Consider the following 19,089-nt stretch of genomic DNA (forward strand, 5'->3'; position numbering starts at 1 on the left):
TTTTTGAGGCTCACCAGGTTCGAATTGAGCGACGGGCGAGATGGGTGAGTGCCGTTACTGCTGTGGACGTTTTTAGATTGTCACGTGACACGCGCTATCAACTCAGAGTTTACCAAAAGCTGGTTTTTGGTAGTTGCGAGTATCCGTCACTCTATTATCGAGACAAGGAGCGATTCGATGGCCATCGCGCTGCTTCCGCTAAAGAAAGGTGAGACTCTCGGAAGTAATTTCGGACGCTATGCAGAGTTAATGGGATTGAAATCCACTTGGAGACTTCGGCGATCGCTTTTCGGCTGTGACTCTGAGCCACAGTCGCGGCTTCCGACTGCCATTGATCATCTTGCGAAGCAAGCGTGCGATTACTGGAACCAGGGGGCAGAGGATATAGTTAAAGAGCATACGGAATTCCAATACGCAACAATGATGGCTTCGCAATCCGTACGGGAAAAAATACTTCAGGTGATGCTGGCGTCTCATGCGGGTGAAAAATTTTCATGCCCGCTGAGAATTTTTGGATTGAAAGGCGAGCGCACCGCGACATTGCGATATTGTGACGGGTGTCTGGCGGAATGGATTGAGAAACAGCAGGCGCCCTATTGGAGGATCGACCATCAGTTAGCTGGAGTGTATTGCTGCGTGAAGCACGCGTGTATATTGAAATCAGTGAAAAGGATGCGATCTGAACGTTATTTTGACCAAACTGTTTTACGCCTCATTAACACTTCTGATGAGAGGATTCTACAACGGGTCACTCCTTCAGAACAGCGGGCTATCGAGGATGTTGCTAAGAGAAGCGGCCTACAGAGAGCGGAGGGTAGGATTTGCACGTCAACGAAGATATATCGCGACATGTTGAGAGAGGCAGGGTTTTTACACAAAAATTCTCATATAAAGCATGATAGGATGATTTCCGCTTGGTTCGATTATTTCGGGCAAGAATATTGTCATGTGACAGGCATGACTGCCGGAAAAATTTCGAAATGGCTTGATCGTTTGTCAGAACACTCTGTGCGTTCCGAGTGCCCGCACCCGTTTATGTTCATCGCGGCGGAATCGTTTCTTGAACATCACGTCGAATTGCCAGGATCATATTTGCCGCAGATCAGCTGTAATGCTCGAAACTTCGCCAGTGAGAGGGAGGCGGTGGGTTCGGTTTGGGAAGCATACTCATGTAAGGGGGCGTTGCATCGAAGTGCTGACGTCCTTGAATTTACCTCAATGCGAAGAGACAGATGGAAGCTTGTATGTACGTGCGGGGTGTCATACCGAGTGCGGAAAACGGCTCAATGTGATGCTGCACAACTGGTTCCGATCGGATATGGCGATCGCTACCGGAAACGGTATCGCGGGTTGATTGCTAAAGGAGACACCGTATGGTCTGCGGCACGAAAATTACATTTGTCTTATTGTTGGGCGTACAGTGAGAGGGTGAGCAATATTAATTCCGGAGAGCTAAGAAAGTTGCACGCGACATGGCGCCGGTTGGTTAAGAACGCCCCACCGGAAAGGCGCATTACCGCGGCGGCTGAAGCCGATCCAGCCGTTCATAAAATGCTATTGAAGAATGACCCGGATTGGCTGCGCACCTTTAATCGGAGCCACCGGTCACCGGGGCGAACGAAAGGCGCGGTCCGGCGGAAGGAACCAACCTCTGGCCAGATTCGGGAGGCGTGGCGTGAACTAATGTCGGCCGAGCCCCCGATCATGGCGACCCGAAGGGCCATCCTCGAAAGAGCAGGTTTTCTTCGAGCGATGGGCCGGAACAGATCTTTTGAGGCCGTTTTGGTGGAACTGGTTGAATGCCGTCCGGCCTATCTTGAGCGGGTCATTTCTTGGCTTGCCAACTTGGCATCGGGACAACGGCTGGGCGACTGCGATGAAGCTCTACGGACGGCTGGGTTGCGAAGAAGTAGCTTTACTAGGGAGCAGCGAGGGCGAATTCGGGGAATCGAATTGACGGGTGCTGCCGAAGATCATTCCGCTCGCAAGTGTTAGCTAGGAGTTGGACCACTCTCGTTGAACCTGTTGGGGGCTCCGGTCCTCGTAGCACAGCCGCGGGAAATTTTTCTTGAACCTATCTGATCTGTTATTGCCGCCGTGGGGGGCGACCGACATTGGCTCGTAAGACCCGACATTCGCACAGTGTTATCGCTTCTGTCGTTACCGGGACATCTTGGCTATAGCTTTTGGTTGAAATGTTCGGAGATGAAAAGCGCAGTCGCGTGCGTTGTTACGGATGGGGATGAATTCAGGCGGGCTGCCGGCGTTGAGGCTCGGATCGCTGTGGCCGGTGAAAATCCATGTATTACGTGTCGGCTACACATTGGAGCCTAATGGTGCGTCCCTATTTAATGCGGTGCAGCATGATTTCGATGCGGCACTTTTTGTTGTCGCTTTCGCAAGAGTTGTTGGTGGGCGATCCCGCAGACTTTGCGCAGCTGGAATCGATGCAGTCTCAGAAATCGCAATTGCTGCTGCGAACTTTGACCCTGTCTCATGATTAAGACTTCAACGGTGGTAGGGCCTTCCGATCAACTTTTCCCCGCAAACTTTGATGTTTCTCCATAGATCTTATCGGCGCACAACAAAGTCTGCGGCATACGAAAACCCCGCTTTCAGAGACAACAAAGTCTGCAGCAAGTCCAAAAAGCGCATTGCAATGCAGCATTTTCTGCCGGGGTTAGCAGGGTTTGAACGCCTGAAAGTAGGGCGGAAGCAATGGCGATTTTTCGGTCGCTTAAATAGGGATGGATTGAAGTGATCCCGTGCCTCGGATCAAGCAGACGTCTTCGACTCATGACTTTCGGACTCTTGCTCATGCGGAGATTGTCGCCCTTGCCGAAGACGCGCAACGTCCACTGGTCGGCCTCGTCGACATTGATCCGCGGCAGCGCCAGATTCTCATTCCACACCAGCTCCGCCACGGAATGCATGCTGGCGCTCGGAGATGGTATGGCTGACTACATGAGGGTGCGCATTCGTCCCGCCGGAGGCGGCGCTCCACGAATGTTTCGATGCGCTTTCATGCCGGTGGCCTTCTTAAGGCGGGAAGGAGGTGCGGGCCAGGCTCGTGACTAGCCCATCGCCGGAATCGGGCGACATTCGCGGGCAGTTTCGAGTGGCGCAATGTCGGCCATTGCCGACGGTCAGCTATTGGCTGTGGTCGGTCGGCTTCACGACACTCTCCGGCCGTTCACACCCTCAGCGGTCGTGAGCGACGCGTCTCGCCATCCCCAACGCGTACTTACGACCCACAACAGCCCGTTGACGCCCTTAGGAACGGACACTCGCGACGGGCAACGCGGGCCTAGATTTTCGGGGTAGAACAACCGATTAGTCGTGACATGCGCAAAGTTCGAACTCATGGCCATCAGGGCTAACGAACACAATGCTCTTCATGGCTTCATTGTTTAGCCCGTCGAGAGCGACTGTTGCCCCAAAAGCCTTGGCGCGATCCAGAAATATATGCAAGGCGGATACGTCAAATTCGAACACAGGAACGCATCCGCTCCCGACGAACTCATCGCCAAAATCATTTAGCAGCAACCCGAAGCGGACTTCACCGAGCGAGAATTCGGTCCACTTATCCGACCTGCGGATCGGCGCGCGTTCCAACAGGTTTTCCCAGAAAGCAGAACTGCGTTCCATGTCCGACACTTTCAAATAGGTGGTTCTAATCCGCATTGAATGCTCCAAGAACGTTTTCGGAAAGACGCAACAGATAATAGAGGTTTCAAAAGTTTCACGTGAACAATTAATTGTCCGCGATCTATGCACGAATATAGACTGGCCGAGCACCCCCCGCGTCACAATGGTTGTCGCCTGGATAAAATTGGAATCTGGGGGCGATAAAGAGAGAACAAGTTGGCGCGTTACGGAAAGACATTCAAGGACAGAGCAGTGGCGCGGTTGCTGCCGCCGGAGAGCGCATCAGTGGAAGAGGTTGCGCGAGAGATCGGTGTGGGCGCGCAGACGCTGGAGCGCTGGCGCAGTGATGCGCTGTCCAGGCCCGCTCGCGAGCGGGCATGGACAGCGGCCGCGCGTTTCGAAGCGGTGTTGAGCACGGCAGCGATGGACGAGACGGCCCGCAATGCGTGGTGCCGCGAGCATGGCGTGTATCCGCAGGAACTGGCGCAGTGGCGGCAAGCGGCCACGCAGGCGCTGGCCGAGCCCGAAGAGGCCCGTGCGAGTCCACAGCAGACGAAGCAGGACCAGCGTCGCATCAAGGAACTGGAACGCGAACTGCGGCGCAAGGAGAAAGCACTGGCCGAGGCAGCCGCATTGCTGGTTCTTTCAAAAAAACTCGGGGCGATCTTCAACACGGACAAGGGCGAGGACGAATGATCGGCCTCGAAGATCGCCAGTTCCTGGCCCGGGAAATCGATTCGGCAAGACTGGCTGGCGCACGGTTGCGCCTGGCCTGCGAGGTGGCCGGAATCGACGTGCGTACCCTGCAGCGCTGGAGGGCCAATCAAGGGCTCGTCACTGGCGACGCCAGGCCCGGCGCGATGCGCCTGCTGCCCGCGCACACCTTGAGCCCGCAGGAGCGGGAAAACGTGCTGCGCGTAGCCAGCGAGCCGCGCTTTGCCGACATGCCACCGGCGCGCATCGTGCCGATGCTGGCTGACGAAGGCGTGTATATCGCCAGCGAATCGACCTTTGCACGCGTGCTGCGCGAGCATGGGCAGATGAGGCGCCGTGGCCGTGCCAGAACTCCTTCGAGCGGCCGGCCGCCGACCACGCACGTTGCAACCGCGCCGCGCCAGGTGTGGTGCTGGGACATGACCTATTTGCCGGCAACGGTCACAGGGCGATGGTTCCACCTGTACCTGATTCTGGACCTGTACAGCCGCAAGATTGTCGGCTGGGAGGTGCACGACAGCGACGCGGCCGAACACGCTGCTCATCTCGTACGTCGTACGGCGCTCTCCGAAGGCATTGCCGCCCTTGAGGCCCGGCCGGTGCTGCACGGCGATAACGGGGCGACGCTGAAGGCCACTACCGTGCTGGCGATGCTGCACTGGCTGGGCATCAAGCCGTCGTACTCGCGCCCCCGGGTCAGCGACGACAACGCCTATGCCGAGGCGCTGTTCCGAACCGCGAAGTACCGGCCGGAGTTTCCGGTCACAGGCTTCGAGGACCTGAACGCTGCTCGCACCTGGGCTGCCGGCTTCGTGCAGTGGTACAACTTCGAGCATCGTCATAGTGGCATCCGCTACGTGACGCCTGCGCAGCGTCACGCCGGTGACGATCGTGCGCTTCTCGCCGCTCGGCATGCACTGTACGAGAGGGCCCGCGAGCGCAATCCGGCCCGCTGGTCGCGCCACACGCGCAACTGGACACCGGTTGGTGCCGTGACGCTTAACCCCGAACGCGACTCAGTCGTCGAGATGGCGTCGATCAGCGCAAATAAACAGCCTCTGGCTGCATGAGTGAGGCGACAACTTGCTTGACGCGCGCCGAGCATCGCCTCATGCGACTGGCATATCCCCAGCAATAGGCAGTTGCTTTCCCATCTCGAACGCACGAAGCTCGTAGCCAAGTTCCTGATACAAATCGACCGCCTGTTCATTAAACGCCCAAACGGTCAGCCTCATGTCGTTGGCACCGTTTTTTCGTGCCCACTCTTCAGCAAGTTTCATCAGCGTGCTCCCGACGCCGCGTCCCCGCAGTCGTTCCAAAACAGCGACTGAGCCAATGCGGCCAACGGTCAACGGTTGCAACAGTGGACTTGTCGGCTGCATCACTTGAACGGTGATAAAGCCGACCGCCGTGCTGCCATGCTCGGCGAGAAACATGGCTCGATCTTCTCCCTGAAGGCTTGATAGCCAGTGCGGCTTGTCTCGAGCGAACTCTTCAGTGGCGTTTGCATAGACGTCAGGACGTGCCTGATGGTGGATCGCGTTCAAGATTTGACCCAACTCGCAAATTTTCAAAATGTCGTCCACGGTTGCGCGGCGATAGCTTATCGAGTCGGTCATCTTCAGCTCTTGATGGTGGGGAAATAAAAAAAGGCGCCTTAAGCGCCTTGGTCGTTTGCACATGGAATGGACCGTGAGGTCGAATTCCTTGCTATGGACGTAACGACCCACGGCGCAGCGGATAGCGACCGTGATGATGGTGGTGAGCCTTGCTCGGGACGTTACGAAGTTCCATGCTGTTAATATTGGCACAAAAACAATTTCTGCGTGAGCACATTATTTTTTTGAGTGGCGGCTGTGTCTAACCGGGCATATCGGCCAGCAACGCCCATCGCTCGTGGTCGCGCCATTCGCCATTTACGCGGAGATAGCGAGGAGAAAAACCTTCCTGTTTAAAACCCAACCGCCGCACAAGTGCGATCGACGCGATATTCCCTGGTTGAATATTTGCCTCCACCCGATGCAATCCAAGTTCGCTGAAAGCATAGATCACAGCTGCCCGTACCGCGTCCGTCATCAACCCTGCCCGGGCGAAGTTCGACATTCCGTAATACCCGAGATAGGCGCTGCGAAAAGCGCCCATTACTATTTCGTTAATGTTCACCACACCGACAATTTGAATCGATGCCACTTCACGCGCAATGAGGCCGACGTTCGACCCGGTGAGACCACCTGAAAACCAGTTATCGAAGCCCGTTTGATCGGTAAAGGATGGGGGGCCTCGGCTACATGCTCGTTGCAACCTCAAACTAAAGCGTCACCTGTTGGACGCTCGAAAGTGACATTCAAGCCGCTTCCTCTGCTTTCCGTGTACACCGCGCGCAACGCCGTGGCTACAGGGTTCATCGGGTCTCTTGCGCTGCAACTCCCGCAACTCAATGCGCGAGTGAGCCTGGTGACACTCACGTTCGCTCTGGATTGCTGTGACCGTGAAGCGTAAGCACCTCGCGACGGCCGTCCGCAACGCGGCGCCCGCGTGAGGCATGATCGGGAATCGGGTTACGTGTCTGCAGACGCCGATGAGCCAGACTGCCGAGGCAGCTTCGTGGCCACGTTCCAGGGCAACAGTTCGTCGATACGGTTGATGGGATGGTCAGCGATATGGGTCAGTACGTATTCGAGGTAGGCGCGCGGGTTGATCCCGTTGAGCTTGCATGTGCCGATCAGACCGTACATCGCGGCTGCCCGCTCGCCTCCGCTGTCGGAGCCGGCGAACAGGAAGTTCTTGCGGCCCAGACTCACACAGCGCAGCGCGTTTTCGGCCAGGGCGTTGCTGATCTCAGCACGGCCCTCTTCGCAGTACAGCGCGAGCGCGTCCCACTGGTTTGAGCGAGTAACGGATCGCTTTGGCAAGGTCGGATTTCTTCGACAGCGTCGCGAGCTTGTCCGTCATCCACGTCTTGATGGTCGCGAGCAGCGGCACGCTTTTCTCCTGCCGCACGCGCAGCCGTTCAGCAGCGGGTTTGCCACGGATATCCGCCTCGATGCCGTAAAGTCCACCGATCAGTTCGAGCACCTCTCGGGTCGCCTCGGTAGGCGTTCGGGCATGCACGTCGTATATGTACCGTCTCGCGTGGTCCCAGCATGCAGCTTCACGGATCTTGCCGCTCTCGTACAGTTCGTTGAAGCCACTGTAGGCGTCGGCCTGCAGGATGCCCTCGAATCCAGCGAGATGGGTCTGGGGGTGGATGCTTTTGCGGTCGGGCGAGTAAGCAAACCACACCGCGGCCGGTTCGGTCGAGCCCGAACGGGTGTCATCGCGCACATACACCCACAGTCGCCCGGTCCTTGTCTTCTTCTTGCCCGGCTCGAGCACCGGGATCGGCGTGTCATCCGCGTGCAGCTTCGACGGTGCCATCGTGTGGCGGCGCAGTGCCTCGGTCAGTGCATCGCAAAGGGCCTCGCACTGGCCGACCCAGCGGCCCATGCTGGCCGGATCGAGCTTCACGCCGTCGCGCGCGGCAATCTGCGACTGCCGGTACAACGGGGCGTGGTCAGCGTACTTCGAGACGACGATGTCGGCCAGCAGGCTCGGATGGGCGATGCTGCGCGTAATCGGCAGGCCGGGCATCGGCGGCTGCGAGAAGTGGTGGCCGCACGGACAGACCGTCTTGCGCCGGATCTCGCGCTGCCGCATTTCGGACACGTTGCGTCGGCGTCGAGTACGCGTTCTTCGCGTGGCAGATGCGGCGGCAGCGCTTCTTTCGGCGATGCGTTGCCCACAGGCGTGCTCGCGCTTGATTGGCGGGCGCGCCGCATATCAGAGACGCCGCGCTCGCCCGTCAAGTCCTCGAGCGCGGTTTCGAGCCGTGCAACCTCCCGGTCCAACTGCTCGGACTTGCGCCCGAATTGCATGCGCCTGAGCTTGTCGAGCTGCGCCTTGAGCTGCTCGATCTCCAGATCGCGCTCGGCAAGCTGGGCACGAGCCTCGACCAGCAAGGCTCGCAGAGTTTCAACATCGTCAGGAAGTTCGGCGCCGTTCGACATGCGGCGCAGTTTACGAGTCTTCTGCTCGGTTTACAACATCGACAGTGCAGCGGTGCGACGCGGCTGCCGCCAATCGATGCCTTCGAGCAACATCGACAATTGCGCCGCCGTCAGATGATCGGCCTGCGGCCAGACGAAGCGGCCCCGCTCAAGCCGCTTCGCAAGAAGCCAGAGCCCGTCCTCGGTCGCCCACATGACCTTCACCAGATCGCCGCGCCGGCCCCGGAAGATGAACACGTTGCCACCCAGCGGATTGTCCTCGAGCGCCGTCTGCACCTTCGCCGCCAGCCCCTGGAACCCGCAGCGCATGTCGGTGACGCCTGCCACCAGCCAGACGCGTGTACCCGTGGGAACAGAGATCACGATCGCATGCTCCCCAGTACGACCCGTAGCGTATCGGCGTCGACGATGCCGTCCACCTTGACTACCACGTCACCGAACTTGGATCTCGATCGTCCCGGCTCGTGCAGTCCGGTTGCCGACGTCCCTTGCATCTGGGGGCATCGCCACTGCGGCGGCGTTTCATGGACCACCGCCACGGGAATCAGCGACGTCGTTTCCGCCTGCAATTGCTCGCGATAGCGACGCCGCCAGGTGAACAGCATATTTGCATTGATGCCATTGTCCCGCGCCAGCTTCGCGACCGATGCACCAGGCTCGCATGCAGCGGCCGCAAGCCGGCGTCGAAACTCGCGATCATAATTCAGGCGTCCCTTGCGGCTACCCGGCTTGGCTTCCGACTCTGTCACAGTGATGTCCATCAAATCGAAAATGATGGGCACCACTTTGATGTCGCTTCTCGCCGCCGTCAACGACGGTCGTCGTGAGGTGCTTACCGTGAAGCGATGAGCTGGGTGGCGACAACTGGTGGCCACAGTGGCGACGTGGTGCGTGACGTCATGCTGGCAGCCGTCGAGAAGCGCTTTGGCAACGTCTCGAAGGCACCGGCTGAAATTGAATGGCTGACGGACAACGGCTCAGGCTACACAGCCGGAGAAAACCAGGACCTTTGCGTCTGACATTGGTTTGAAACCGTTGACCACACCGGTGTTCAGTCCGCAAAGTAACGGCATGGCAGAAAGCTTCGTGGAAACGATGAAGCGTGACGATGTCGCCTTCATGCCGAAGCCAGATGCCGCAACCGCAAATCGGGGAGCCGGTGGATCGGGATTTCGTCGACGTAGCAGCGCACGACGCTCGCCCGCACCATGCCGATAACTTCGCACAACGACACAACAACACACATCGTCGAATCGCACGCCTGGCTGTCGCGATTCCTTCCCATCCCATGGGCTTGTCCCACCGCGCTGCGCCGAGCCTGCTCGAAACGCGCAACCAGTTGGCAAGCGCCTTTCAATGGGTGACAGTACCTGCTCGGTTATTGCGCCGCTGCGCTGGCTTCGTCGAGCAGCTTCATGTCTTCGGAAGAAAGCTGCAAGTGAGTTGCTGCAGCCAACCCTTTCAGTTGCTCGACGGACGTCGCACTGGCAATCGGCGCCGTCACGCTCGGCCGCGCGATGATCCAAGCGATTGCCACCGTTGCAGGTGTCGTGTTGTTGCGCTTCGCGACTTCAACAAGAGCATCGATGATCCGTAACCCGCGGTCGTTGAAATACTTGTCCACAAGCGCGCTGCGCGCACCCTTCGCGGCGTCGGCCTTCGAACTGTACTTTCCGCTCAGGAAACCGCTTGCCAAGCTGAAGTAAGTAACCACCGCCAATTTGTGCGCCTGCACGACTGGCTCGAGATCGGTTTCGTAGCCCTCCCGATCGTAAAGGTTGTACTCCGGCTCAAGAACCTGATACGCCGGCAACCCCGATTCCTTTGATACCTTCAGTGCTGCCTCGAGCCGCTCGCCGCTGAAGTTCGACGCTCCGATCACGCGCACTTTCCCCGCCTCGATCAACCTCTGATATGCGCCGAGCGTCTCTTCGAGCGGCGTCTTGTCGTCGTCGATGTGGGAGAAATAGACGTCGATGTAATCGGTTTGTAGCCGGCGCAGCGACTCGTTGACGGCTGCCTCGATGTTCGCCGCCGACAGCCCTGACCGCTTCTTCCACATGCCTACCTTGGTCGCGAGCACGATCTTTTCCCGCTTGCCGCTTTGCCTGAACCACTTGCCGATGATGGTCTCGGACTCGCCGCCCTGATTGCCCTTGGCCCAGTGCGAATAGCTGTCGGCGGTATCAATGAAGTTCAAGCCAAGGTCGACAAAGGCGTCGAGGATGGAAAACGACGTGCGCTCATCGGCCGTCCAGCCGAACACGTTGCCGCCAAAGACGAGGGGTGCGATTCGAAGATCCGACGTTCCAATGGTGTGTTGTTGCATTTTTTCTCTACTCTGAGACGTGGGTTGGAAACACTAAGGGTTCTGTCGCGGTAAGGCGATTTGGGTGAACGATAGCGATATGATGAGGCTTACTTACATCGCCAGCGAGTAGAATTGCCGGGCGGCCGATGGCTTGAGTTTGCGTGCGTCTTTCATCTGCCCTTTGGCGATCATATGCATGAGTTCGATGCCGCTCAACAAGATGCGGGCACAAGGGAAATCATGGAATCCCAACATGGGCCGGGTACGGCGCTTGATCGCCCGATGGCCTTGTTCCACGATATTTTTCAGATACTTGGCCTGGCGGATCTTGATGGGCGTCTCACGCTCGGCATTCACGGCATGTAGGCCGGCCAGATTGGCACCGCTCTCTTCACATAGGTTTCGTCCATCCGCCAGCGCTTGCCGACCGGGCGCTTGCAGCGGCGGAACGCCCTTTCAAGCACCGGCAGAAGCTTGATGGCCCACCGGTGCACGGTCGAATGATCGACCGCGCACCCCGTTCGGCCATCATCTTCTAGAGATTGCGCAAGCTGAGCGGGTAGGCCACGCACCAACGCACGCACACCAACATTATCTCGAGCTGATAGTGCAACCGCTTCAGCACTTTGGCTACCGTCGGACTCAGCGCTTTCATTGTCGTTCACATCATTCCGTAAGGTCCCGCAGCATGCCCGCCTCCGCTATTGCAACAGAACCTTCGAGAGCGCCCGGGCATGGAAATATGACCGACTTTTCTACAGCCGACGATAGCCGTGTAGACCTGCGATCCTTCAGGACGGCCGCAGGTCGATGTCGCCGCATCACCGCGACGCCTTGAGATAGGGCCCCAGCAGTGACAGGTCCGCAACTGAAAGACGATCGTGTGCGGTCTGCACCTGATGCCAGTACGGGTAGAGCAGGGGCGGCGCGCTCACCTTGTCGAGCCGTTCGCGCGTTTCGGCGCTCAGCCTGAGATTCGCCGCGCCGAGGTTGTCGAGCAGTTGCTTCTCGTTGCGCCCGCCGATGATGACCGACGTGACGGCGGGGCGCCCGAGCGTCCATGCGAGCGCGACCTGAGCGGCGGAGACGTTCTGCTCGCTGGCGATCTCGACAAGTGTATCGACAATCGACCACAGTCGTTCGGCGTCGCGAATCGGCGGCTCCGTCCAGCCCGCGAGCTGACGCGTGCCCTCGGGTGTCGAGTCGCGGCGGTGCTTACCCGACAGCAAGCCGCCTGCGAGCGGGCTCCAGACGAGAATGCCCAAGCCTTGATCGAGCGCGATAGGCGCGAGTTCGTACTCCGCTTCACGTGCTTCGAGCGTGTAATGGATCTGCTGGCTCACGAAGCGCGACAGGCGATCGCGTTCGCTTACATGCAACGCTTTCATCAGGTGCCAGCCTGAGTAGTTCGAGCAGCCGACATATCGGACCTTGCCATGCCGGACCAGCAGCTCGAGCGCTTCAAGCGTTTCTTCGAGCGGTGTGAGTCCGTCCCATTCGTGCACCTGGTAGAGGTCGATCACATCGGTCTTGAGACGGCGCAAGCTCGCCTCGCAGGCTTCTATCAAATGATGCCGCGACAGGCCCCGGTCATTCGGGCCGTCACCCATGGGAAAGCGGGCTTTCGTCGCGATCAGCACGCCGCCTTTGCGCTTGCCGCCGAGCGCCTGGCCGACGATTTCCTCCGACGCACCGTTCGAATAGACGTCCGCCGTATCGATCAGGTTGACGCCCGCGTCGATGCACATGTCGATCTGGCGGCGCGCCTCGTCGAGGCTGACCTCCCCGACGCTGGCGAATTTGCCTTTGCCGCCCATCGTCATCGTGCCTAGCGTGATGGTCGACACCTTGAGGCCCGAACGGCCGAGTTGACGGTAGTCCATGATGAAGCAATCTCCATGTATGTTGCAAGGATTCACAGCCGGCGGGCGGTAGTTCAGTCCGATGGCGCCCGCATTGGGTGCCCAGTGTTCTTTGACGTGCCCAAGGATCCCACGATAACGGAGACTGAATTATCATGCCAATAGAAAGATGTGATTCAATCGTGCAATTTTTGTGATTAATCGTCTCTGCAAGAAAGAGTGCAAACGTGGATTTGAAGCAGCTGGAACATTTCGTGGCGGTCGCGGAAGAGCGACATTTCACGCGCGCGGCGCGGCGTCTGAACCTCGTGCAGTCCGGCTTGTCTGCGTCGATCCGCTCGCTGGAAGAAGACTTGGGCGGACCGTTGTTCAATCGCAGCACGAGGCGAGTCGCTTTGACGCCTGCCGGCGAAGTGCTGTTCGCCGAGGCGCAGCGGGTACTGGCTGCCGCGCGCGACGCGCGGCACGCCGTAACGCAGGTCCACGGGCTTGCACGCGGCAGGCTGAGTATCGGTGCGATTCACGGTCTCGCGCCTTTCGTCGACCTGCCCGCTTCTCTAGGACAGTTTCGGGCCGCGTTCGGTGGGATCGATATCGAATTGACACTGGACGGATCGCGCGCATTGATCGACGGGGTGCGGGAAGGGCGCCTAGACCTCGCGTTCACACAGCCACCGGATACGCCGCTCGACGACCTCGGATCGCACATGTTCGCATGCGAAGGAATGGTCGTCGTCTGCGCGACACATCATCGGCTTGCGGGCGCCAGCGGGCTGGCGCTGGCCGATCTCGTCGACGAAACATTCGCCGACCTGCGCCCGGAGTGGAGCGTGCGGCGGCTCGTCGATCGGAGTTTTGCGGCGGCAGGACTGCAGCGCCAGACCAGCTTCGAGGTCAACGACATGCCGATGTTGCTTGAACTGGCCGCGCACGGGCTTGCGATCAGTATGGTGCCCGAATCGGTGGCCGCCGCAAGGGGGAGCAACACGCGCGGGGCGCCGGTCGCAACGGCGAGCCTGCGCGAAGCCGATGAGCCCTGCTGGGAACTCGCGGCGGTTTTTAGGGGAAGCGCCGGAGAACCGCTCATACCCGTCGCCCGTGCTTTCCTGGACTTGCTCAAATTGCCCGAGGTGGCGAACTGACGCTTGACTGGCACCGCGCGGTACCGCGCGGTACCGCGCATGCTTCGGACCACTCATCAGCGGAAGCGCCGTCGGTCACGCAAAAAAGTTCATGCTAGGATCGCCGACTCACTGTTCCAACGGATCGCGATCGCAGTCGCTGGTTGGCGTCGCGAATCCGGCACGCATCAACGAGGATTCTGATGACTCATTCTGCCCTGACCCCCGGCGCCGTCGCCGTGATCACCGGCGCCGCCGCCGGCATCGGCCTGGCTGCTGCCAAACGCTTTGCGCAGCTTGGGCTGCGCATCTGCATTGCCGACCTCGGCGCCGACCGCCTCGCGCGGGCGGTGGAGGAAATCGCCGCGCTGAGCGCAAACGGTACGCAAGACGTCTTTGCGGTTGAGACCGACGTCATTGTCGCCGACGATGTTCGCCGCCTGCACGCAACCGTCGTCGAACGCTTCGGCGGAACAGATGTATTGATGAACAATGCCGGCATTCAGCCCGGCAGCGGCATGTTCGGTCCAACCGCGAACTGGGAGCGCGTGCTGGGTGTCAACCTGTGGGGCGTGATCCACGGCACGCAGGTCTTCGTGCCGGGCATGATCAAGCGCGGCCGTCCGGGGCTCGTGATCAATACCGGTTCAAAGCAAGGCATCACGACGCCGCCGGGCGACCCCGCATACAACGTTGCGAAGGCCGGTCTGAAAGCGTTCACCGAAGCGCTGCAGCACGAACTGCGCAATACCGCCGACGGCCGGATCAGCGCTCATCTGCTGATTCCCGGCTTCGTGTTCACGGAACTCACACGGAACGGCCGTGTGGAAAAGCCCGCCGCCGCATGGACGCCCGAGCAGACCGTCGATTTCATGTTCGAGCGTCTCGACGCCGGCGACTTCTACATACTGTGTCCCGATAACGACGTGCCGCGTTCGCTCGACGAACGGCGCATTCTATGGGCGGCGGGCGATATCGTCGAGAACCGGCCCGCGTTGTCGCGCTGGCATCCGGACTACGCCACGGCATTCGAAGCGTTCGTCAAGCAGCCCCGCTGACTCAAGGGCCAGCACCATGTGGCAGCAAAGCGAAACCTATCCCGATCCCGCAGTGGAAGTGCTCGATCCGCGCTTCCTCAAATACCGGATCACGAGCGCGGCGGTCGAGCGGCTTGCGACCGGCATGCGCTTCGGCGAAGGACCGGTGTGGTTCGGCGACGGCCGCTTCCTGCTGTGGAGCGACATTCCGAACAACCGCATCATGCGGTGGGACGAGGAATCCGGCGCGACTTCGATATTTCGCAAGCCCTCCGGGTACGCGAACGGCAATACACGGGACCGCCAGGGGCGGCTCATCACCTGCGAGCACGGCAACCGGCGCGTGACGCGCACCGAATACAACGGCACGCTGACCGTGTTGCTCGACCGCTTCGACGGCAAGCGGCTGAACTCGCCAAACGACGTGGTCGTGAAGAGCGACGGCAGCATCTGGTTTACCGATCCGCCGTTCGGCATCTCTAACAACTATGAGGGTGTCAAGGCTGAGCCCGAGCTGCCGACCAACGTCTACCGCCTCGATCCGGCCACCGGCCGGGCGGAGGTGGTCGCCGGCGACATCGTCAATCCGAACGGCATCTGCTTCTCGCCCGACGAACGCCGCCTCTACATCGTCGAATCGGGCTCGAAGCCAAGGCGCATCCGTGTGTACGATGTCGAGGACGGTCGGCGCCTCGTGCACGGACGCGTATTCGTCGATGCGGGCGAGAACGGCGCGCCAGACGGTTTCCGTTGCGACACGGACGGTAACCTGTGGGCCGGTTGGGGCACCGGCCCGGGACTGAACGGTGTGATGGTATTCGCGCCGGACGGCAGCGCGATTGGCCGCATCGCCCTGCCCGAACGCTGCGCGAACGTCTGCTTCGGCGGCGCAGCGCACAACCGGCTGTTCATGGCGGCCGGGCAGTCACTGTATGCGCTATACGTCGATACGGCTGCGGCGGTCGCAACCTGAGCGCGCCGGCGGATTACGTCCGCGCCCGGTCGGCGGTGCCACCGCGCACGGGGCGGTGATGATGTGGATTCGTGCGAATTAGGACGTGCGCTGGCGCTCGCTGAACGGAATGCCGCCTCTTGACTTGGAGTCTGCTGGAGATTCCACGATCTGCACGACAACCTGTTCAGCGAGGACACCGAGGCTGTCAACCACAGCTTTGGTAATCCCCGTCATCAGCGCTTTCTTTTGCTCGGGTGAGCGCCCTGCTACTGCGTAAACAACGACTTCCGGCATGACGTACTCCAGTGGATTGGCAAGGAACTGCAGGCGCAATCATAGCGTCACTGGACGGCGTGTGCTCAAGCCTGGCCGCCGAAGCCAACATACGCCTGAAACTGATTCCCGCCGATTTTTCAGCGGCTCAAGCGGCCGCGGTCGGTGGCAAGTTCCAGCTGATCTTGCAGCCGTGGTCAGGACGCGTCGAGGTATTGTCAAGTTGGCGCCGGGGTCGACGAATATATGGGGCATCAAGAAAGCTTCCGTTTCCGTTTTGCTGTCGGCCGAGGCGCCGATCTCGTTCAAGGGCTATCGATTTCCGCCGGACATCATCAGCTACGCGGTGTGGCTGTACTACCGGTTCCCGCTCAGCCGGCGCATGGTTGAGGAGATGCTGGCGGCACGGGGAATCGAGCTTATGTACGAAACGGTGCGGTGCTGGGCGACGAAGTTCGGTCTGGCGGTCGCGAAGCGTCAAGTTGACAATACCGCTCGTACATATCGCGGATCATTGACCGACTCAACTCTGTTAGCTCGTTGTGTTCGTCGTCAATAATCGCCGGAAGCTGCTGCCGTACTTTCAACGCTGTTTGTGCAATGACCGCACCGTATTCGGCCACCGCTTTCCGGCTGCAGTCATCAGTTGCGCAGTGCGTTGGCATTTCCGCCTTCAACGGGAAGTTTTCCAGCTAGTTGTCGCCTCGACGTTTGGAATTCAGGCTGCTTTTAACTCCTGGTTATGAGATTGTCGAATGTCGACGGTCGGCTCAGCCCGATCGGGATTGAGGTGCACGACATGAACGCGCGCTGCCAGTCCCGCGTGGCACCTTTCCATCGTAGCGGATGACGTTCGCGCGAACCTCGTAGAGCGCTGTGCGGCGCTCGAGGATGTCCTGAGCAAGATTGGCATGGCGCTGGGCCGGTGTCACGAAGCGGATCGCACTGTGGCGGTGTTCGTGGTTGTACCAGTGCACCAGTTCTCCAACCCAGGTGCGGGCTGCGAACGGGGTATCGAATGCCTCTAACGGATACCCACACAGCTAATCACATTGATGTCTCAACCCCTGGACATTGGCCTGGTACCGACGGTTTTCTGGTGCTCCACGTGAGCCAGGGGCGAAGGCCAGGACACCGGCATCCGCCCAGCTTGGAGCGACCTTCGCCGAGTCGCCCGTGGAGGCAAATCCCTAACTCCGGTTAAATGGACAGCCCAGAGTCACGTAATTGCGCCGCCCCGGCCCGGTCGCTGTAGGCTTTTTTCGACTGTTGCGTCACATCCGACCTACTTTTTCAGGTTCAGTCAGAACCAATGCGCTGCCCGCCAATTCTGTGGCTGACGACGCGGCCTTGGGCGGGCATAGTTGGGCCGGGAGGATTCCGGTTGCGAACTCGTGAGACTGTTCCTGCCTGATCGACGCAAATTCTCGAGCGCCTGATTTGCCAGCGAGAGCCCTTGATTAGAGTGGATGGTCGGACCCAACATATCCAACAAAACCAACAAAACCAATAAAACGCGCTTGACACCAGTTTTTGTCCAACCTGTAATGCATCCAACCAGCCAATGCGCTGTCCCATTCAGGATTTAGGATGAAATACGAGTCAAAATGCGTCTCTGCGCCGACGGTTCTTGATGCCGCTGATCGGATCAGGAACGGCAGCCTGACGCCGGGTGAGTTGATAGCGCACAGCCTGAAAGCGATAGAAACCCACAATCCCACATTGAACGCATTCGGCGACATCTACGCCGAAACGGCGGCGGCTGAGGCCGAAACGTTGACGCTCGAAGCCTCCCGCGGCTGTTTTAGAGGGCCACTGCATGGCATTCCGTTCGGCGTCAAGGACCTGTTTTCGACCGCTGGTCTGCGGACGACGCGGGGTTCGCTGACCGCGCTCGACTATGTGCCGTCGGATGATGCGCCGATTATCCGACGCCTGAAGGATGCGGGGGCGATCATCGTCGGCAAGACCGCGACGACTGAGTTCGGTTGGAGCGGCGCGAGCCTGTCGCGCGTATTCGGCAACGGCCGCAATCCCTGGAACCCACAACTCACGAGCGGCGGCTCCAGTTCGGGTTCGGCAATCGCGGTCGCCGCACGGATGGTGCCCGCGTCGCTCGGTTCGGACGGTGGCGGTTCGGTAAGGATTCCCAGTGCGTTTTGTGGCACGTTCGCGCTCAAGGGCTCGCTCGGCCGGATTCCGACGTGGCCTTGGTCGGCGACCGAAATGCTCAGCCATGCCGGTCCGATCACACGGACGGTGCGCGACAGCGCGCTGCTGTTCGACGTGCTATCCGGTCCCGACCCACGCGATCACCAAGCGTTGCCAGCACCGACTGAAACGTTCCTCGCGCGTTGCGATTCGCCGCTGCGGCCGCTGCGCGTCGCGTTTTGTCCGACGCTGTTCAACGTTGACGTCGATCCGGCTGTTGCGGCAGCAGTTGAAGCGGCGGTCAATCAGATTGCGCGGACGCTGCCAGTCACGATTGATATGCCCGCGCTCGAATGGCATGACCCGTTGCCGACGTTCGAGGCCCTATGGGTCGGCGGCCGCGGAATCGTGTACGGCAAGTCGCTTGCCAATCGCAAGGAGGAGCTCGAACCGGGCTTCGCGACGCTAATCGAACGTTCTGCGGACTACGATCTGGCCGGCTATCTGACCGCGGTCCAGCAGCGCGCGGCGTTCGCTTGCAAAGTCCACAAGCTGTTCGAGCGCTTCGATCTGCTGCTGACGCCAACGCTGCCAATTCTTCCGTTCGACGCGGACCGGATTGCGCCATCTGACCTCGATGGCGTCGACGACACCGCGGTGCCGTGGGCGCGCTGGACACCGTTCACGTACCCATTCAATCTGTCCGGCAACCCAGCGGCGAGCGTGCCGTGCGGCTGGAGTCCGTCAGGTTTGCCAATCGGCTTGCAGGTCATCGGGCCGCGCTTCGCAGATGGCGACGTGCTGCAGTTCTGCGCGGCGTTCGAGGCAATTGCGCCGTGGGAACATCGGCTGCCGCCGTTGCTCGTCGGCTAGGAGCGTACCGTGACGATCTGCCATTTCGACGCACATCAAGTCGGTGCCTGGCCAGAACGGCGCGCGCTGATGGCGCCGCCGAGACCTGTGCTCCAGCA

General features: G+C 59.9%; 16 protein-coding genes and 4 pseudogenes. 9 read left to right on the plus strand and 11 right to left on the minus strand.

The window, feature by feature from the left end:
- The first annotated feature begins 177 nt into the window (after window positions 1-177).
- Window positions 178-1,995 carry a TnsD family Tn7-like transposition protein gene (locus OKW26_RS10195; protein ID WP_429353523.1) on the plus strand — a complete coding sequence of 606 codons (1,818 nt, stop codon included), beginning with the start codon at window positions 178-180 and terminating at the stop codon, window positions 1,993-1,995.
- Window positions 1,996-2,290: 295 nt separating this feature from the next.
- Window positions 2,291-2,500 (plus strand): hypothetical protein, encoded by a 210-nt coding sequence (locus tag OKW26_RS10200; RefSeq protein ID WP_429353524.1) that lies wholly within the window; start codon window positions 2,291-2,293, stop codon window positions 2,498-2,500.
- Between the two features lie 115 nt (window positions 2,501-2,615).
- On the opposite strand, the gene OKW26_RS10205 is transcribed toward OKW26_RS10200, so the two are convergent.
- Together OKW26_RS10205 and OKW26_RS10210 are read right to left on the minus strand one after the other, a co-directional pair.
- Entirely contained in the window at window positions 2,616-2,933 is a 318-nt protein-coding gene (locus OKW26_RS10205) for a hypothetical protein (protein WP_429353525.1), read from the minus strand.
- 400 nt (window positions 2,934-3,333) lie between these two features.
- Entirely contained in the window at window positions 3,334-3,684 is a 351-nt protein-coding gene (locus OKW26_RS10210) for a VOC family protein (RefSeq protein ID WP_429353526.1), read from the minus strand.
- Window positions 3,685-3,864: 180 nt separating this feature from the next.
- Here OKW26_RS10210 and OKW26_RS10215 point away from each other — a divergent pair.
- A protein-coding gene (locus OKW26_RS10215; protein ID WP_429353101.1) for an IS3 family transposase occupies window positions 3,865-5,432 on the plus strand; the annotation gives its coding sequence in 2 pieces (ribosomal slippage) (window positions 3,865-4,303 and window positions 4,303-5,432; 1,569 coding nt in all).
- A 39-nt stretch (window positions 5,433-5,471) separates the two neighbouring features.
- Here the strand turns inward: OKW26_RS10215 and OKW26_RS10220 are convergent.
- The 5 genes and pseudogenes from OKW26_RS10220 to tnpA form a co-directional block, all read right to left on the minus strand.
- Window positions 5,472-5,981, minus strand: coding sequence for a GNAT family N-acetyltransferase (locus OKW26_RS10220; RefSeq protein ID WP_187619027.1), 510 nt, complete (start codon window positions 5,979-5,981; stop codon window positions 5,472-5,474).
- A 241-nt stretch (window positions 5,982-6,222) separates the two neighbouring features.
- Window positions 6,223-6,669, minus strand: a complete 447-nt coding sequence (locus OKW26_RS10225) for a GNAT family N-acetyltransferase (protein WP_429353527.1) — start codon at window positions 6,667-6,669, stop codon at window positions 6,223-6,225.
- A gap of 251 nt (window positions 6,670-6,920) precedes the next feature.
- Window positions 6,921-8,408, minus strand: a pseudogene (tnpC, locus tag OKW26_RS10230) (IS66 family transposase).
- Window positions 8,409-8,438: 30 nt separating this feature from the next.
- Entirely contained in the window at window positions 8,439-8,771 is a 333-nt protein-coding gene (tnpB, locus tag OKW26_RS10235) for an IS66 family insertion sequence element accessory protein TnpB (protein WP_184068849.1), read from the minus strand.
- The gene (tnpA, locus tag OKW26_RS10240) at window positions 8,768-9,220 is read right to left on the minus strand and encodes an IS66-like element accessory protein TnpA (RefSeq protein ID WP_429353528.1); all 453 of its coding nucleotides are present in this window, start codon (window positions 9,218-9,220) and stop codon (window positions 8,768-8,770) included. Before tnpA ends, tnpB begins: the two co-directional genes overlap by 4 nt.
- A 24-nt stretch (window positions 9,221-9,244) precedes the next feature.
- Between tnpA and OKW26_RS10245 the strand changes: the two are divergent.
- A pseudogene (locus tag OKW26_RS10245) lies at window positions 9,245-9,560 on the plus strand (IS3 family transposase); the annotation flags it as partial.
- Between the two features lie 226 nt (window positions 9,561-9,786).
- On the opposite strand, the gene OKW26_RS10250 reads toward OKW26_RS10245, so the two are convergent.
- The 3 genes and pseudogenes from OKW26_RS10250 to OKW26_RS10260 all read right to left on the minus strand — a co-directional run bounded on the left by OKW26_RS10250 (window position 9,787) and on the right by OKW26_RS10260 (window position 12,602).
- On the minus strand, window positions 9,787-10,737 hold the full coding sequence (locus OKW26_RS10250; protein WP_429353529.1) for an aldo/keto reductase: 951 nt from the start codon (window positions 10,735-10,737) through the stop codon (window positions 9,787-9,789).
- 93 nt (window positions 10,738-10,830) lie between these two features.
- Window positions 10,831-11,374: pseudogene (locus OKW26_RS10255) on the minus strand (IS6 family transposase).
- Window positions 11,375-11,540: 166 nt separating this feature from the next.
- Window positions 11,541-12,602 carry an aldo/keto reductase gene (locus OKW26_RS10260; protein WP_184068846.1) on the minus strand — a complete coding sequence of 354 codons (1,062 nt, stop codon included), beginning with the start codon at window positions 12,600-12,602 and terminating at the stop codon, window positions 11,541-11,543.
- Between the two features lie 206 nt (window positions 12,603-12,808).
- On the opposite strand from OKW26_RS10260, the gene OKW26_RS10265 reads away from it, so the two are divergent.
- The 3 genes from OKW26_RS10265 to OKW26_RS10275 all read left to right on the plus strand — a co-directional run bounded on the left by OKW26_RS10265 (window position 12,809) and on the right by OKW26_RS10275 (window position 15,712).
- Window positions 12,809-13,723 (plus strand): LysR family transcriptional regulator, encoded by a 915-nt coding sequence (locus OKW26_RS10265; protein ID WP_184068843.1) that lies wholly within the window; start codon window positions 12,809-12,811, stop codon window positions 13,721-13,723.
- A gap of 182 nt (window positions 13,724-13,905) precedes the next feature.
- Complete coding sequence (locus tag OKW26_RS10270) at window positions 13,906-14,760, plus strand: SDR family NAD(P)-dependent oxidoreductase (protein WP_184068840.1); 855 nt, start codon at window positions 13,906-13,908, stop codon at window positions 14,758-14,760.
- Between the two features lie 16 nt (window positions 14,761-14,776).
- Window positions 14,777-15,712, plus strand: a complete 936-nt coding sequence (locus OKW26_RS10275) for an SMP-30/gluconolactonase/LRE family protein (protein WP_184068837.1) — start codon at window positions 14,777-14,779, stop codon at window positions 15,710-15,712.
- 78 nt (window positions 15,713-15,790) lie between these two features.
- Here the strand turns inward: OKW26_RS10275 and OKW26_RS10280 are convergent, their stop codons facing one another.
- Entirely contained in the window at window positions 15,791-15,988 is a 198-nt protein-coding gene (locus tag OKW26_RS10280; protein ID WP_184068834.1) for a tautomerase family protein, read from the minus strand.
- A 256-nt stretch (window positions 15,989-16,244) separates the two neighbouring features.
- On the opposite strand from OKW26_RS10280, the pseudogene OKW26_RS10285 reads away from it, so the two are divergent.
- Together OKW26_RS10285 and OKW26_RS10290 are read left to right on the plus strand one after the other, a co-directional pair.
- Window positions 16,245-16,445 (plus strand): annotated as a pseudogene (locus OKW26_RS10285) (IS6 family transposase); the annotation flags it as partial.
- Between the two features lie 1,112 nt (window positions 16,446-17,557).
- On the plus strand, window positions 17,558-18,991 hold the full coding sequence (locus OKW26_RS10290; RefSeq protein ID WP_429353530.1) for an amidase: 1,434 nt from the start codon (window positions 17,558-17,560) through the stop codon (window positions 18,989-18,991).
- The last annotated feature ends 98 nt before the right edge of the window (window positions 18,992-19,089 follow it).

It is taken from the genome of Paraburkholderia sp. 32 (assembly GCF_050435345.1).
In the GTDB taxonomy this organism is placed as follows: Bacteria; Pseudomonadota; Gammaproteobacteria; order Burkholderiales; family Burkholderiaceae; genus Paraburkholderia; species Paraburkholderia tuberum.